The organism is Corynebacterium sp. HMSC08C04 (assembly GCF_001807495.1).
In the GTDB taxonomy this organism is placed as follows: domain Bacteria; phylum Actinomycetota; class Actinomycetes; order Mycobacteriales; family Mycobacteriaceae; genus Corynebacterium; species Corynebacterium simulans.
In genome coordinates this window covers 147220-161850 of the sequence record NZ_KV789201.1, presented here as the reverse complement: position 1 = coordinate 161850, position 14631 = coordinate 147220, and the positions used below count along the sequence as shown (strand labels likewise).

The 14631-nt window shown below is 57.3% G+C and carries 12 protein-coding genes, 1 tRNA gene and 1 pseudogene; 6 read left to right on the top strand and 8 right to left on the bottom strand.

The genetic code is table 11. The annotated features are described in order from the left end of the window. Window positions 1-1091: pseudogene (locus HMPREF3169_RS12905) on the bottom strand (IS3 family transposase); the annotation flags it as partial. A 391-nt stretch (window positions 1092-1482) separates the two neighbouring features. Then, entirely contained in the window at window positions 1483-2433 is a 951-nt protein-coding gene (locus HMPREF3169_RS03080; RefSeq protein WP_070455646.1) for a replication protein RepA, read from the bottom strand. Window positions 2434-2752: 319 nt separating this feature from the next. Here HMPREF3169_RS03080 and HMPREF3169_RS03075 point away from each other — a divergent pair, with 319 nt between their 5' ends. Further along, window positions 2753-4144, top strand: coding sequence for a TetR-like C-terminal domain-containing protein (locus HMPREF3169_RS03075; RefSeq protein WP_148132095.1), 1392 nt, complete (start codon window positions 2753-2755; stop codon window positions 4142-4144). Between the two features lie 69 nt (window positions 4145-4213). On the opposite strand, the gene HMPREF3169_RS03070 is transcribed toward HMPREF3169_RS03075, so the two are convergent. From HMPREF3169_RS03070 to HMPREF3169_RS03060, 3 genes are all read right to left on the bottom strand, one after another. Further along, window positions 4214-4290: transfer RNA gene (locus HMPREF3169_RS03070), tRNA-Pro, on the bottom strand. An 84-nt stretch (window positions 4291-4374) separates the two neighbouring features. After that, entirely contained in the window at window positions 4375-4773 is a 399-nt protein-coding gene (locus tag HMPREF3169_RS03065) for a YchJ family protein (RefSeq protein WP_061922583.1), read from the bottom strand. Further along, window positions 4770-5924, bottom strand: a complete 1155-nt coding sequence (locus tag HMPREF3169_RS03060) for a bifunctional alpha/beta hydrolase/OsmC family protein (protein WP_061922580.1) — start codon at window positions 5922-5924, stop codon at window positions 4770-4772. Before HMPREF3169_RS03060 ends, HMPREF3169_RS03065 begins: the two co-directional genes overlap by 4 nt. A 105-nt stretch (window positions 5925-6029) precedes the next feature. Between HMPREF3169_RS03060 and secA2 the strand changes: the two genes are divergently transcribed. The 5 genes from secA2 (at window position 6030) to HMPREF3169_RS03035 (ending at window position 11063) form a co-directional block, all read left to right on the top strand. Continuing rightward, window positions 6030-8321: an accessory Sec system translocase SecA2 gene (gene secA2 / locus HMPREF3169_RS03055; RefSeq protein WP_070455645.1), complete on the top strand. Its 2292-nt coding sequence runs from the start codon at window positions 6030-6032 to the stop codon at window positions 8319-8321. 98 nt (window positions 8322-8419) lie between these two features. Beyond that, window positions 8420-8851 (top strand): oxoglutarate dehydrogenase inhibitor Odhl, encoded by a 432-nt coding sequence (gene odhI / locus HMPREF3169_RS03050; protein ID WP_062034986.1) that lies wholly within the window; start codon window positions 8420-8422, stop codon window positions 8849-8851. A 39-nt stretch (window positions 8852-8890) separates the two neighbouring features. Further along, complete coding sequence (locus HMPREF3169_RS03045) at window positions 8891-9637, top strand: transcriptional regulator FtsR (protein ID WP_070455644.1); 747 nt, start codon at window positions 8891-8893, stop codon at window positions 9635-9637. 91 nt (window positions 9638-9728) lie between these two features. Then, window positions 9729-10367, top strand: a complete 639-nt coding sequence (locus HMPREF3169_RS03040; RefSeq protein ID WP_070455643.1) for a bifunctional nuclease family protein — start codon at window positions 9729-9731, stop codon at window positions 10365-10367. A gap of 117 nt (window positions 10368-10484) precedes the next feature. Then, on the top strand, window positions 10485-11063 hold the full coding sequence (locus tag HMPREF3169_RS03035; RefSeq protein ID WP_141748361.1) for a MerR family transcriptional regulator: 579 nt from the start codon (window positions 10485-10487) through the stop codon (window positions 11061-11063). A gap of 349 nt (window positions 11064-11412) precedes the next feature. Here the strand turns inward: HMPREF3169_RS03035 and HMPREF3169_RS03030 are convergent, their stop codons facing one another. The 3 genes from HMPREF3169_RS03030 to HMPREF3169_RS03020 form a co-directional block, all read right to left on the bottom strand. Then, a complete protein-coding gene (locus HMPREF3169_RS03030; protein WP_070455641.1) occupies window positions 11413-12270 on the bottom strand; it encodes a VWA domain-containing protein in 858 nt (285 codons plus the stop codon). 71 nt (window positions 12271-12341) lie between these two features. Next, on the bottom strand, window positions 12342-13205 hold the full coding sequence (locus HMPREF3169_RS03025; protein ID WP_070455640.1) for a 3-methyladenine DNA glycosylase: 864 nt from the start codon (window positions 13203-13205) through the stop codon (window positions 12342-12344). Beyond that, complete coding sequence (locus HMPREF3169_RS03020) at window positions 13205-14605, bottom strand: DEAD/DEAH box helicase (protein ID WP_070455639.1); 1401 nt, start codon at window positions 14603-14605, stop codon at window positions 13205-13207. Before HMPREF3169_RS03020 ends, HMPREF3169_RS03025 begins: the two co-directional genes overlap by 1 nt. Window positions 14606-14631 lie beyond the last annotated feature (26 nt).

Here is a 14631-nt window from a genome sequence, read left to right as displayed (position 1 = left end):
CCTCGACAACATCATTCCACCTGCGAGTATGGATGAGCTCATTCTTGTAAGAGCCGTTAACGTTTTCAGCTAGAGCATTGTCATTTCAGTCACCGACGGTCCCAGTGGAAGCGGCAATCCCGTGCTGGGCGAGACGCTGGTTGTAGACAACGCTGACGTACTATAAGCCGTGATCCGAATGGTGAATAAGGCCTGTTGTTTCCTTCGCGCTCACAATCGCTTGGTTGAGTGCTTGCAGCGGTAATACCTCGGTGCGCATCGAGTCCGATAATGCCCATCCGACGATCCGCCGGGAGTAAACGTCAGTGACAAACGCGGTGTACACAAAACCCTTCTTCGTACGCACGTAGGTAATGTCGGCCACCCACAGCTTGTTTAAGGCCTTGGGCTTTGAACTCACGCTCGACCAAATCCGGGCGCAGATCCGGCCTGTTGAGGTGTACGGGTTGTGATTGGTGATCCGCCTGTGCCTGTGCCAGAAACACCAGCTAGGCGCATCAGCCGGGCGGTTTGCTCACGACCGATGTCGATTCCGTCACGGTCAAGCGCATGCCACATTGTCCGCACGCCGTAGACACCGTAATTATCCCGATGAATGGCACCAATGCGTTCAATCAGCACAGCGTCACGAAGGCGACGAGCACTTAAGCCCACGGGCTTTGGACTGGCGATAACCACGCGAGGTGATAAACCCACCAGCCCGGTTAATCTTCAACTCCGGTGCAGATGAACTCGACAGAGAAATGATTCCGGTATTTATCGATGAACCGGATCATTTCTTAACGTTTGGGGCCTGGTCGTGAGGCGAAAAAGCTGACGCAGCCTTCAGCAACTCGTTGGTATCTCGAAGCTCTTGATTTTCGCGGCGTAGCCTGGCATTTTCGGTAGCCAAATCTTCAGGAACAGGTTCTGGGATGTTTCCCGCACGACGAGCAGGCTTAAGTCCATAGACGAGCCGTGTGCCATGAAACCCCCAACTTTGAAGCTACTGCCTAGCACGCGGGATGCATCGACATGCTTTCCGCCAAGATGCGGTCCTCCACGAGACGGACCACACGGTCCTTTGCATCCTGGTCAAATTTTCTTGGCATGTTCCAGATTTTCCCATCTACTCAAACGGAACAAAACCTGGGACACTTCAGTTTTGTTGGTTGATCGGCTGGGGATATAGATCTACAGGGATATAGTTATAAGCGACCTGGGAAAATGGGTAAACTCGCAGGTGAAACCCTGTGGATAACTGGCCCTGTATGCGTAAATATGCGCAGCCGTATGCGTAAATATGCGCAGCCGTATGCGTAAATATGCGCAAGCACTCTTTCCGTATGCGTAAATATGCGCAAGCTGAGCTGGTAATACGTCCGTATGCGTAAATATGCGCAGCCGTATGCGTAAATATGCGCAGCCGTATGCGTAAATATGCGCAAGCTGTTTTAGGTAAAAAGAAAGCGCCCCGGAGGGCGCTGCTTTCCCGTGTATGGGTTAGTCGAGTTCGGGGCGAGGCGGCTTCTGTTGAACTGATGGGGCGGTTCTGGTGACGGTTACCCCGTCAGTGCCGGCTCCGATTCCTGCTTCTGGCCAAGCCTTTAGGATGTCCGATATGGCACTCTTGAAATTGCGTCGGAAACTAGCTACGTCTTGTGAAGTTTCTAGCTCTTTGGTGGAGAAGTTTGCGGCAATCATATCCCAGGTGAAGGTGTAGGCTTCGCGGTTGTTTTTGGCCAGCCAGTACTGCTTTACGGTGAGCCAGATGTAAATGTCCATCGAACGTGGTTTGTTGAGCTCGCGCAGTACATTGAGGTCGATGGGGATGGGGGCTTCGGCAATGTGCTTGAAGAACTGGGGGGTTAGGACGAGTTCTGATTCCATGAAGCTCCCCTGGTTGGGGTCGCGGGGGTCGAACCAGAGGTTCCAGTCTTCGAGGATTTGGGTGTTGCGTCCGCGTGCGTGAACGCCGTCGTCGCTTTGGACAGTGATGAAAGAACCTGCGATGCGTAGGAGCTGCTCGCGGATATTTTTCAGGTTTCCGGTTGCTCCTCCGGTGCCGCGTCCGGTGATGCCGATTGCTTGGAGGAAGTGGCTCATGGAGTGACCTAGCGGAATGTGGCGGGCTTCTTCGTGGGTGATTTTTCCTTCTTTGAGGCGTCCGGCATTAGCTACGGCGCGGGTGATGATATAGGCCATGATGAGGCGCGGGTACTTGCCGTAGGGGACTCCTCGTTGGGAGAGGATGGTGATTGTTCCCTGTGGGGTTTCGACGGTGCGGTTGTTTCCCTCGGTTTTGCGGTAGGGGAAGAGTGCTTGGACGAAGAGTTTGGAGGTGTAGCCGACGTCTTGGGATTGGAGTAGTTCTTGTGCGGCGTCGTGTTCTTGCCTGCGGGCTAGTTCTTTGACTGCTTCGAGCTTGGCGCGGCGCTCATCTCGGGTCTGCATGGTGCCTTGGTCTCCTTTCGGATTATCGACACCGACCGTGTTGTGCTTTGCGCACTTCCTGTGGGGAAGTGGTAAAGTCTTAACCGACACGGTGGTGTCGATTTGGAGTTGGACCCCCGCTAGAGTTGGCGCTCGATGATGCGGGGGTTTCCTCGTTTTGAGGAACGTGCGCGCCCTGGACTTGAACCGGTACCTCCATCGGAGGGCAAAGCTCGGACATGTTGGCTATGTCATATGTGGTCATATGTGTTTGCTTAATTGATGCTGAGCGCATCAATTTTCCCGGAACGGATACCTAGACCACAGTAGGGTGGATTGCGTGAAGACATCTGTAGATGCTTGCTTGGCCTCGGGCTCGCCACGACAGTGCATGCTAGATCTGGCAGTTCGCGTCATTGCGCGCGCCGGACGCGATGCCGTTGCAGTGTGTACCGTCGCCGAACAGACCGATGTTGAGGTCAAAGAGGCGAAGAAGCTTTTTGCATCTGATGAGCAATTGGCTGATGAGGCTAAAGCTTACCTCGACAAACTGGTCATCCACTATCTAGATGAGCAAGAAAAGTACCTAAGCCCTGATGCCACGGCGCTCGATCGTATGCGAGCCATGGCTGCTGGCTTTTTCGAGTTCGCTCAGAAGCATCCGGTCTATTTCGACGCCTTCACGTTTACGCAAGCAGCTCCGAGCCTGCACTCTTATGAGCTGAGCTTCGATGATTATCTCCAGCGCTCTGGCAAACGCCCCACGCTGGATATTCTGCTCAACATCGCACGCGATTGCATTGAGGAAGCTGGCGGACCGCGCGATGCAGACTTGGTCCGTATCCAAGCCGTGAGCCTTTTGGTTGGTGTCCATGGTATCTCCCATCTGTGTACCACGGGCGTGCTGCGACATCTCTCGCCAACCGCGAAGAAGCAGACTTTCAATGCCTGTTTGGACTACCTAAGTGCCGGGTTGGCAATAGGTTTCGCGCACGGTGCTATCCCGCCGCAGGATCCAGTTGCGATGGGAGGTAGCCTCCCAGCTGATAAAAGAATTCGCGCCAAACATTTGCCGCGAGGCAACGACGGGGAAGTAGTTAGGGCTCTACTGCGCGGCGCGGTGGAGGACATCGTCGACTCCGGCCTTAGCAATATGCATCTCGGCACTGCCGCCGAACGTGCTGGTATCGATTTCGACCGGGCGACGCATTTGATAGAAGGAGATCAAAAGCTCCTTTCCTTATTGGAAAAGCATATCGATGCCATCGCACACGAGCATCTCCGCGAACAGATGCGTTACGAAGGCGGTAAAAGTCTCGGTTTTAGCACGATGAAGGCGTGTGCTTTCGGATATTTAGGCTTCGCGCATCATGACCCAGTCGGCTTTTTAGGCCTGACGATGATTTCCTCAGGTTCCATCGTGCCAGCGTCTTTTGAACGCAAGGACTTAATCAATTCGCGTTTCGAGATGGGCGAGACCTTCGGCTATTTCATGACGATTGCGCGCGATGCCCTCGACGAGGCCGGTGGCCCTCGTACTCCATGGGCGCTGTACACGATGGTCATGTCGATGTGGTCCACCATCCACGGTTTCGCGCACCTGACAACCTTTGGCGCGCTGCGCGACCAACCCCGTGAATTCCTCTTTGACCTAGCCTCACGCATTTTCGACATCGAGCTCGTGGGCATCGCGGAGCACTTGGGAATCAAGGGTCAGATTCAAGGATTTTAGTGGTCGAAAAGAAGAAACCGGCTTTAGGCGGTAGATGACTACTGCCCAAAGCCGGCTTCTTTACCGGTTTGGTCGGACTAACAGGATTTGAACCTGCGACCCCTACACCCCCAGTGTAGTGCGCTACCAAACTGCGCCATAGTCCGCCGTCACATCTCGAGGATGCGACCTGAATAGATTACATCAGTAGTATTCACTGATTCCAATCGCCTGTGTGAGCTGGGTATTGCTTAAAAATCGCCGGTGCTATATACCCACTGACACTGTGTGCGCCGGAACTGTGAGCGCTCACGCTGGGAGCCTGCGGCCGCGCCTTTGTAGAAAGCTTCGAACTCCACGATTCCCGTATCATCGAGCGGGCCGCCGTCGACGGTATCGATGATGTCCAGGCGATAAAAGTGGATACCGTTGTCTTCCAGGTGTAGGCGCTCTGGCCGGGTTTCCGGGTCCCAGGTGCGCAGCAGGTAATCCTCATCGCCGGTCACGAAGGCCGAAAAGCGTGAGCGCATGAGGGCCTCAGCGGTCGGGGCGGGCTTGCCGCCGTGGTACTTGCCGCAGCATTCGCCGAAGCTAAGCCCGAGCCCACAAGGGCAGCGGGCTTCGGGGCACAAGGGGTTGAGCACGATCATGCTTCGACGTCCACGATTTGGGCGGCGCCCAGCAACAGCTCAACAGGAGAGGACTTCGCGGCCTCGAGCAAGGTCGACTTCTGCTGCGCTGAAAGATCGCCCACAAGCTTTATGCGGCGCTCAAACGTCGTGTCCCCCACATACGTGACGTTGACCTGGACGTCGTCGAGCGGCATGCCTTTGGAGGCTTCCTTGATTGTTTGCGTGGTCGAGGCAGCTAGCGCGGACATCAGCAGGCCCTCCGCGGTGAATCCTTGGCCCTTTCCGCCCTGTTTCTTGGGGCGGTCAGCCGTGACGCTGCGCTCATTGTGGCGAACCACCACGCCGAACTTAGTACCGACTGCAGGCTGCGCTTCAGCTGCAGTTTCATCGATGTGGGCTGGTACATTCTCCGGCACGATGAACTGCTCGAACCAAGCGCCAATGAGGTCTGCGGCGCGGGCAGCGGCACCCTGCTTGGTGACGAGGTGGTCTGCCTTGTCCAAGGCCACCAAGGACTTGGGGTAGCGCGTCTTTAAGAAGATGTTCTGGGCATTGTCGATGCCAACGGTTTGGTCGATCGGGGAGTGCAAGATCATCAGCGGCTTGCGCAGCAGGCGCAGGTAATCCTCTGGGTTGGTATCCGCCAAGTCTTCGAGGAAGTGACGGGAGATGGTCAGCGCGCGACCGCCGAGGATGACCTCGACCTCGCCATTTGCGTCAACCTCACCAATCTTGTCGGCGTAGTGCAAAACAGAGTGGGCAGGATCAAATGGTGCGCCGATGGTTGCCACTGCCTTGAGGGAGCGAATACCGCTTGCCGCTGCCAGGGAGGCGGCGCCGCCCAAGGAGTGGCCCATCAGAAGCTGCGGAGCGGAGTAGTTTTCAGCCAGCCAGTTTGCTGCAGCCTGAATATCAGCAACATTTTGGCTGAAGTTGGTCTCACCGAAATTGCCCTCGGACTGGCCGAGGCCCGGGAAATCGAAGCGCAGGGTAGCTACGCCGAAATTGGTGAGCTGCTTAGATACGCGAGCCGCACCGGGAGTGTGGCGCGATCCAGCAAAGCAGTGCGCGAAGATCGCAAAGGCTTGTGGCGCGGAGTCAGGAAAGTCAATGGTACCCGCCATCATGGTTCCAGTGGAGGACGGGAGCTTCACGTTCACAGATTGCATAAAGACTAGGATATAGAGCCGTCGCTACAGAGGCCACAGAGGGTTAGCTAGAGTCGGTAAAGTTAAACATTTACTAAGAAGCATTCAACAGTAACGGAGACGAACATGGGTGCATTTGGCTGGTTCTGGAAGGCCATGGGGGCGCAGAGCGAGCGGAACGATAAAAAGTCGAAAGCCATCGTGGATAAATCCGGTGCTGCGACTCAGGAGCTTTCCGCGCTTGACGACGCCGCCGTGGCACAAGCCGCCCGCGACTCTGTGCGTGAGGGTGAAATCGCAGATAAAGCGCGATTTTTGGCAGCGCTTGCCGTGGCCAGCGAGCGTACGCTTGGCATGCAACCTTTCCATGTCCAGTCCCAAGCGGTGTTGCGCCTGCTTTCCGGAGACGTCATTCAGATGGCTACTGGTGAGGGCAAGACCCTCGTCGGAGCCATGGCCGCAACCGGCTTTGCGCTGACCGGTAAGCGCGTCCACCTTGTGACGGTAAACAATTACTTGGCTGATCGTGATGCTGAATGGATGCGCCCGCTAGTCGAATTTTTTGGCCTCACCGTAGACTCCGTGACGGAGAAGAAGGACGCCGCGCAGCGTCGCAAAGCGTATTCCTGCGACATTATTTATGCCCCAGTCAATGAGCTCGGCTTCGACGTGCTGCGCGATAACCAGATCACTAGTCGCGAGCAGACCGTGCAGGCGCGAGCCGACGTCGCTTTGGTAGACGAGGCTGACTCTGTTTTGGTCGACGAGGCCCTGGTTCCGTTGGTACTAGCAGGAAACCGTCCAGGAGAGGCTCCCACGGGTCACATCACCAATGTGGTTTCGCGACTTCGCGAGGACTTGGACTATGTCATCGCCGAAGATGGCCGTACCGTTGCTTTGACCGATGATGGCGCGGCACGCGTCGAGCGCGAGTTGGGCATTGACTCACTGTATTCCGAGGACAACATCGGGACGATTCTGGTCAAGGTGAATCTGGCTTTGCACGCCAAGGCCTTGCTGATTCGCGATATCCACTACATCGTTGTAGATGGCAAGTTGCAGCTAATCGACGCCTCCCGCGGCCGCGTTGCTGACTTGCAGCGCTGGCCGGACGGCCTGCAGGCTGCGGTGGAAGCTAAAGAAGGCCTTGAAGTCTCCGAGGGTGGCCGCATCCTCGACACGATCACTCTGCAGGAGCTGATGCGCCGTTACCCGACGGTGTGCGGAATGACCGGCACCGCGGTTGAGGCGACTGACCAGTTGCGTCAGTTCTATGATCTGCGCGTTTCTGTAATCGAGCGCAATAAACAATTGCAGCGTTTCGACGAGGCCGATCGCATTTATGCCACGGTCGAGGAGAAGTCGAAGGCTATTGTCGACGAAATCGTGGCCCTTAACGCTACTGGCCAGCCGGTTCTCGTGGGCACGCACGATGTCGCGGAGTCGGAGGATTTAGCCGAGGCACTTCGCGAACGCGGCGTCGAAGTCAGCGTGCTCAATGCCAAGAACGATGCTGAGGAAGCCCGCATCGTCGCCGAAGCCGGCGATATCGCACGCGTGACCGTCTCGACACAGATGGCCGGCCGCGGTACAGACATCAAGCTGGGCGGCGCAACTGAGGCCGACCGCGAGCAGGTTGCGCAGCTGGGTGGTCTCGCCGTCATCGGTACTTCGCGCCATCGCACCTCCCGCCTGGACAATCAGCTGCGCGGGCGTGCTGGACGCCAGGGAGACCCGGGCCTGTCGTTGTTCTTCGTGTCTTTGGAAGACGACGTCGTCAAGCAAGGCGGGGAGGACGAAGCCCTCTCGGCGCAGCCGGACGAAACTGGCCGTATTGAATCTAAACGCGTGGCAGACTTCGTGGCGCATTGTCAGCGCGTAACCGAAGGCCAGCTGCTGGAAATTCACGCACAGACATGGAAGTACAACCAGCTGTTGGCGGATCAACGCGTCATCATCGATGAACGCCGAGCGAAGCTGCTCGACACCGCACAGGCCTGGGAGGAATTAGCTGAGCGCGCTCCCGAACGTGCCGCGGAGCTTGCCGAACTTCCCGCAGAGGTAAAGGAAAAAGCCGCCCGCGAAATCATGCTCTACCATCTCGACCTGGCGTGGGCCGACCACCTAGAGCTGATGGACGATGTCCGTGAGTCGATTCACCTGCGCGCGATCGCCCGTGAGACGCCGATCGACGAATATCACCGCATTGCGGTCCGCGAGTTCAAGGAATTGGCGCAACGCGCCGTGGAGGAGTCAGTGGCTACCTTTAAGTCGGTGGACATTGATGAAAAAGGTGCTCACATGGAAGATTCGGGGCTTGCGCGGCCGAGTGCCACTTGGACCTATATGGTCTCTGATAACCCCTTGTCTGGCGGAGGAAATTCCGTACTTAAAGGAATCGGTAATATCTTCCGTTAACGTAATTTATGAAACAAATCTGGTGAGGATGCTCGCGGAAGCGGGCGAGTCGCTAGTATGGAATAAGTCCACATTAATCCGACACTTCGGAGGTAAAAATGAGCGAGCATACCGGTACGCCGGAACCGCAGGTAGAAACCACTTCTGTATTCCGTGCAGACCTTCTCAAGGAGATGGAAAACGGCGCTGCCGCCGGTAATGACACCTCCGTTGCAGGTGCGGAAAACCTTTCCGAGGGCCAGGCCCTCCTCGTTGTAAAGCGTGGTCCGAATGCAGGTGCCCGCTTCTTGTTGGACCGCCCAACCACCACCGCGGGTCGTCATCCAGAGGCAGACATCTTCTTGGATGATGTCACCGTTTCCCGTCGCCACGCTGAGTTCCGCGTGAACGAGGGCGAGTTTGAGGTCGTCGATGTCGGATCCCTGAACGGCACATACGTCAACCGCGAGCCGCGTAACTCCCAGGTTCTTCACGTGGGTGACGAGATCCAGATCGGCAAGTTCCGTCTGGTCTTCATCGCCAATCAATAAACACGTTTCGAGTCTTTAGAGAAATTCAAGAGAAGTATAGTGAGCGCAGCACAGTCTAAGGCCGCGGCCCTGTGGAAAGGGACCGCTAAGGCCAAAAAAGCCAAGACCATGTCGATCGGCGTCGTCCTGGAGCAACTGAATCAGCAGTTCCCAGACGTCACCGTGTCGAAGATTCGATTCCTTGAATCTGAAGGTCTAATCACGCCGCAGCGTACTGCCTCTGGTTATCGTCGTTTCACTCAGGAAGACGTTGACCGACTTCTCTACATTCTCACCACTCAGCGTGACAACTACACCCCGCTGAAGGTCATCCGTGAGCAGCTGGAAGCTATGGATTCCGGCCAGGTCACTGCAATCGTTTCTGCTGGCAAGGCAGAAACGTTGCTGAGCCCGGACCAGTTCCGTGCTCCGGTTATTACGCGTCTTACTGACGTAGAGGTTGCTGAGCAAGCAGGCTCCACTGAGGCGGAGGTTGCTGGCCTCGTCAAGATTGGCCTGATTAGCCCGGATGCATCGGGATTCTTTGATGCGGATGACGTCTCCGTAGTATCTGCCGCAGTGGCTCTTAAGGCATTCGGTTTTGAAGAGCGTCAGCTGAAGTCGCTGCGCAACAACGCCCGCCGCCAGGCAGATCTCATCGCGCAGGTTGCCTCCCCGGTGGCCAACTCCAACTCGGATACTGCCGTGCAGAAGGCCGAGGAATTGTCACAGCAGATGACCGCTCTGGTTGTTTCGCTGCACGCGACCATGGTCAAGACTGACCTGCGTCACGAATACAACTCCTAGATTTCCCGATTTCGCCGCTAGGCCTAGTGCTAGCGGCCCACATTAAGCTCTCTGTCACCACGCGGCGGGCAAATGTGGGAGAGTGGAGAGCATGGGAAAAATTAGTCTTGAGTTCCACGGCATCCACGTTATGGAGCCGGAAAGCGAACTATGCGCTCTTATGCGCTGGGTAGAAGGAAACCGCATCCTTCCCGTTTGGCTCTCGCAACTAGAAGGCGCGCGCGTCATGCAGCGCCTCGACGGTTATAGCGAAACCCGCCCCACCACACACGACCTTCTAATCGAGCTCATTGAGCAACTCGGTGGCGTGGGCTCCATTGAGATTGTTAACTATTACGAAGGCACCTTTATGGTCGACATCGTCGATGCGGCGGGTGAGGCGCACGACGCAAAGCTTAGCGATGCTCTGGTGGTTTCGGAACACTTCAATGTGCCAATCACTGTAGAAAAAGAGCTGTTGTCTAAAGTTGCCGTCTTTGTCTCGGATGACGATATGGATGCCTACTTTGATTTCCATTTCGATCCGCCCGCCGACGATGCTGGTGAGGAAGTGGTGAAAACGTCCAGCTCAGATAGCTCCGCTTCGGGTAATCCGCAGGCAGATGCTGATTTCGAGGCGATGATGCGCTCGCTGGGTGTCTCTGAAGAGGACTTTTTTGAAACGGAAGATAAAAAAGATTCTAATGACACGCGTGTGACTAATGATGACAATGGGGACGAAGAAGTCTAAAGTAAAGCTAGAGAGTTTGGCCAAGCCTTGGCCTCTAGCCTTGACGGGGTTAGGGCCGTGGCCTTTAATTAAGCCTTAGAGGCTTCCAACAAACCCCATTGGAGTAATTACGTGAGCATCAACGAGAACCTAGACGAGTACAACGCCTCCCACGGCGCAGGCAAGGGCTACGTGCAAGAGTCGCTCTTCGACGTCGGACCGGACGAAGAGCTCGGCTACCGTGTGCCGATCGCCTGCCAGGTAGCCGGCATTACTTATCGTCAGTTGGACTACTGGGCACGCACCAATCTGGTCAACCCGTCCATTCGCAACGCTCGTGGCTCAGGCTCCCAGCGTCTGTACTCCTTCAAGGACGTTCTGGTTCTCAAGATTGTCAAGCGTCTGCTCGATACCGGTATTTCCTTGCAGAACATTCGCCTGGCAGTTGAGTCCCTGCGTGACCGCGGCGTTAACGACCTTGCAGAGCTGACCCTCGTCTCCGACGGAACCACCGTTTACGAGTGCCGTTCCAACGATGAAGTCATTGACCTCCTGGCAGGCGGCCAGGGCGTTTTCGGCATCGCGGTCCCGGGCATCCTGAAGGAGCTTTCCGGCACTATCTCTTCCTTCCCGGCAGAGCGCCTGGACGAATTCAAGGACGAGACCGTCATTGGCATCGACGAGCTGGCTGCACGCCGCAACCGCAAGTCCTCCTAGGTTCTAGGCCGCGTAAAGCGGCCTTGCTACCGCGGGAACCCGCGGGGCAGATTTAAAACGCTTACAGTCCCCAACTCGAGCTCACGTGAGTTGGGGACTGTAAGCGTTTTAGCGTTTTCACTTATCTGGAGAACGGGCTAGTAAAGCATTAGCTCTAGGCGCACCGCAGCCGGATTTCTAAATGGTGAGGACGCGACGTAAAAGCTGTGCTTGATGTATAGCGCTGATGCTGGTGTTGCGCGACCTCACCATCTGATCCTCACCATTTGGACCTCACCATTTGCAGCGAAAGACAGAGACGCTACGGGGGGAGAGAGGCCCCGAGGCGGCGTAAGGCCAGCAGTGGCGATTAAACGCCTGCGGCTTGATTTAGGGCTTCCTCGAGGGCAGCCTGGTCGGCAGGATCGGTGACTTCGGTGAAGGAATCGGCGGCGTCGTCAAGCACTGCGTCTTTTTCCCCAGGGCCAATATGCACGACGGAAAGCGAGACGTTGTCGCTCTTGGCATCGGCGAGAGCTTGCTGGAAAGTTGGATCATCCATGTCTTGGGCCGTACCGGTGGTAACGAGCAGAACCTTGGCCTTTTGCTCGGTGCCTGCGGCTTGGTCGGCTGCGTTTGCCACCGCTGCGGTCACGGCGCTGCGGGTCTGCGGAACGCCGCCGGTTCCAAACTGCTGCAGGGCAAAGGCCACTGGGCCAGCCTCCCCATAGCCGATGTTCTGGCGGTAGCCCACCGTCGCGGTCTCAGACAGTGGGGAAGAGTAGTTCCACAGGCCTACCAAACCAGACTTTTCGCCCAGTGCGTTCGCGGTGTTGCCCAAGGCCTGCGTTACCTGGTTGAAATACGGTGCCAGGCCCTCGGAGGTATCGAGGAGAACCAGGGTATTTTCGGCGAACGCGGCAGGCTTATTTTCCTCTGGTTGCTTCTCCTCGGAAGAAGGAGCGCTTTCTGAAGACTCAGGCGCAGAGCTTTCGGCGGCGCTGCTTTCTGCTTGCTCATCGCGCGCGGCAGCATCAGAAATTGCTGCTTCTGATTCCTCGGCTGGCTCTACTGCGGAAGACGCTGCTGCAGTGGTGGTCGAGGCGTCATCGTTGCCGCGGAAAAGGAAATAGGCGCCGACGGCGAGTGTGAGGATCAACGCTGCCAGGAGGGCCAATACCCAGCCTGCCACTGCGAATGTGTTTTTGCCGTTGGAATGTCTTGCCACGAAAGTTCCTTCCACACTGGGGCGGTAATAGCCGTTCTCACAACCGGATATCGAGCCTTAAGGAGGCCACATTAATGGTTGCTAATTGTAGCCGCCATGGCTTCGTCAACGATGGCGACAAGCCGTTGGCGCAATGGTTTGGCTTTCTGGGCCAGCCCGCGCTGGCGCTCCACATATTCCGCCTTGCCTACCGCGGTTTCGATTGGGACCACGCCGAAGCCCCACCCACGGCAATCATAAGGTGAGGCTTCCATGTCGAGAGTTCTGGCTTCGATGGCAAGTTCCAGCGTTTCGATGAACAGTTCGCCTGGAACCAGCGGGCCGAGTTTCCACGCCCACTTATAGAGGTCCATTGTGGCGTGGACGCAGCCGGCCTGGTCACTGTCTGGCTGGCCCTCACGGGTCAAGACCGTGAGGTTGAGCGGGCGCGCAGGCTCCGTGAAAAAGCGGAAAGCATCATAATGCGTGCAGCGAATGCGATGGGATTCCACCACCTCGTTGGTGCGTTGGGCACCAAGGCGTAGCGGCAGGTCATGGCGCGGTGAGTCCGTCTTGTAGACCATGGCCCACTCATGCAGCCCGAAGCAATCGAACTGAGCCGGATTGGTGGTTGTTTTAGCCATCAGGTTGCGGATATAGGTGATGGAATCGCCCCGCCGTGCCCAGAAGGTTTCCAGGTCAAGGGTTACACCTTGCTCTGTGCGATGGTAGTCCCGCCATTCCTCATGCGGGATCGTGCCCGGCGTGCCGGCGAGCGTGACGTTAAAGCCAGGGTGCCAACGGCGCAAATGCGAGGGACGCACCGGATAGTACTCGAAGAGGAAGTCATAAACCGGGTGATAGTCACCGGGATGGCGGAACTGGGATAGCAGCGCGTCGGCGCGGGCGACGTGGGCGTCATGGCGTGGACACCACTCCTGCTCAGTCAGCAGCATCAGCGCTGACCACCACCTCGGCGGCGAGAGCCACCTGGCTTTCCGTTGCGGGAGCGGTAGCCCTTGCCGTTGCCGGATGCTCTGCGGTTTGTGGAGTTGCGGCCCGAGCCCTTCTTCGGCTGATTAGGCGTACCCTGCGAGCCATTCCGGGATCCGGCCGGCTTTTTCTTCCCGCCTTGCTGGGAAGATACATTCTGATTCGGTGGAGGAAGGGGAGTACCGCTTGGCTTACGCGCGCCGGTGATCTTGGCTAGCTCTGGGGCACCGGCGGGGTTGGGGCGATCGCTGAGATCGAGTTCTGCTGCCGCAACGCCGGCCTTCTTGATGAGCTTGGCAACTTCCTCACGCTGTTGGTCCATAACTAGTGTTACCACGGCACCTGATGCGCCGCCGCGCGCGGTACGACCAGCACGGTGCAGATAAGCCTTGTGCTCAGCTGGTGGGTCAACGTGGACGACTAGGGAAACGTTCGCGATGTCGATGCCGCGGGCAGCAATATCGGTAGCCACGAGAACCGGCACGGATCCGTCGGCGAAGCCCTCAATCGCCTTGGTGCGTGCGCCTTGGCCCTTATCGCCGTGCAGTGGCAATGCATTGATGCCCACACGGCGCAGCTTCTTGGCTTGGCGGTCGACGCCATGCTTGGTGCGCATGAACATGATCGTCTTGCCCTCACGTGCGGCGATTCGCACGACGACGTCGTTTCGCGCGTCGCGGTCGCCCACGAATACGAGGTGGTGTTCCATCGTGTCCACGGCAGCCTCGACAGGCGCGGTGGAGTGTGTTACTGGGGAGTGCATGAACTGGCGCACCAGCTTGTCCACATCACCGTCGAGGGTGGCAGAAAACAGCAAGCGCTGGCCGTCGGCAGGCGTGAGCTTTAAGAGCTTGCGTACCTGCGGCAGGAAGCCCATGTCCGCCATGTGGTCAGCCTCATCGAGCGCTGCGACAGAGACATCCTCCAAGGAGAGCTTGCCCTGGTTGATGAGGTCCTGTGCACGGCCCGGCGTGGCAACCAAAAGGTCGACGGGACGTGCCAGCGAACGGATGTGATGATTGATGTTCACGCCGCCGACCACGGAAAGCACGCGCAGGCCCAAGGCATTAGCTGGGTCGTTGAGGCGCTCGTGGATCTGGGTGGCAAGCTCGCGGGTGGGCGCGAGCACTAGGCCGCGTGGCCGGCCAGGCTTAGAGGCGCCGGATTTAGCCAGGCGCGCGAGCATCGGCAGGCCAAAGGTAAAGGTCTTGCCGGAGCCTGTCGGGCCGCGGCCAAGCACGTCCTTGCCAGCGAGCGCATCGGGGATAGCCGCCTGCTGGATGGGAAAAGGTTCGGTGATGCCCTGCTTGTTGAGGACACGCACGAATTCTTGAGGTAAGCCGAGTTCGGCGAAAGTAGTCATTGCCTTAAAGCTTAGTGGCCAACGCT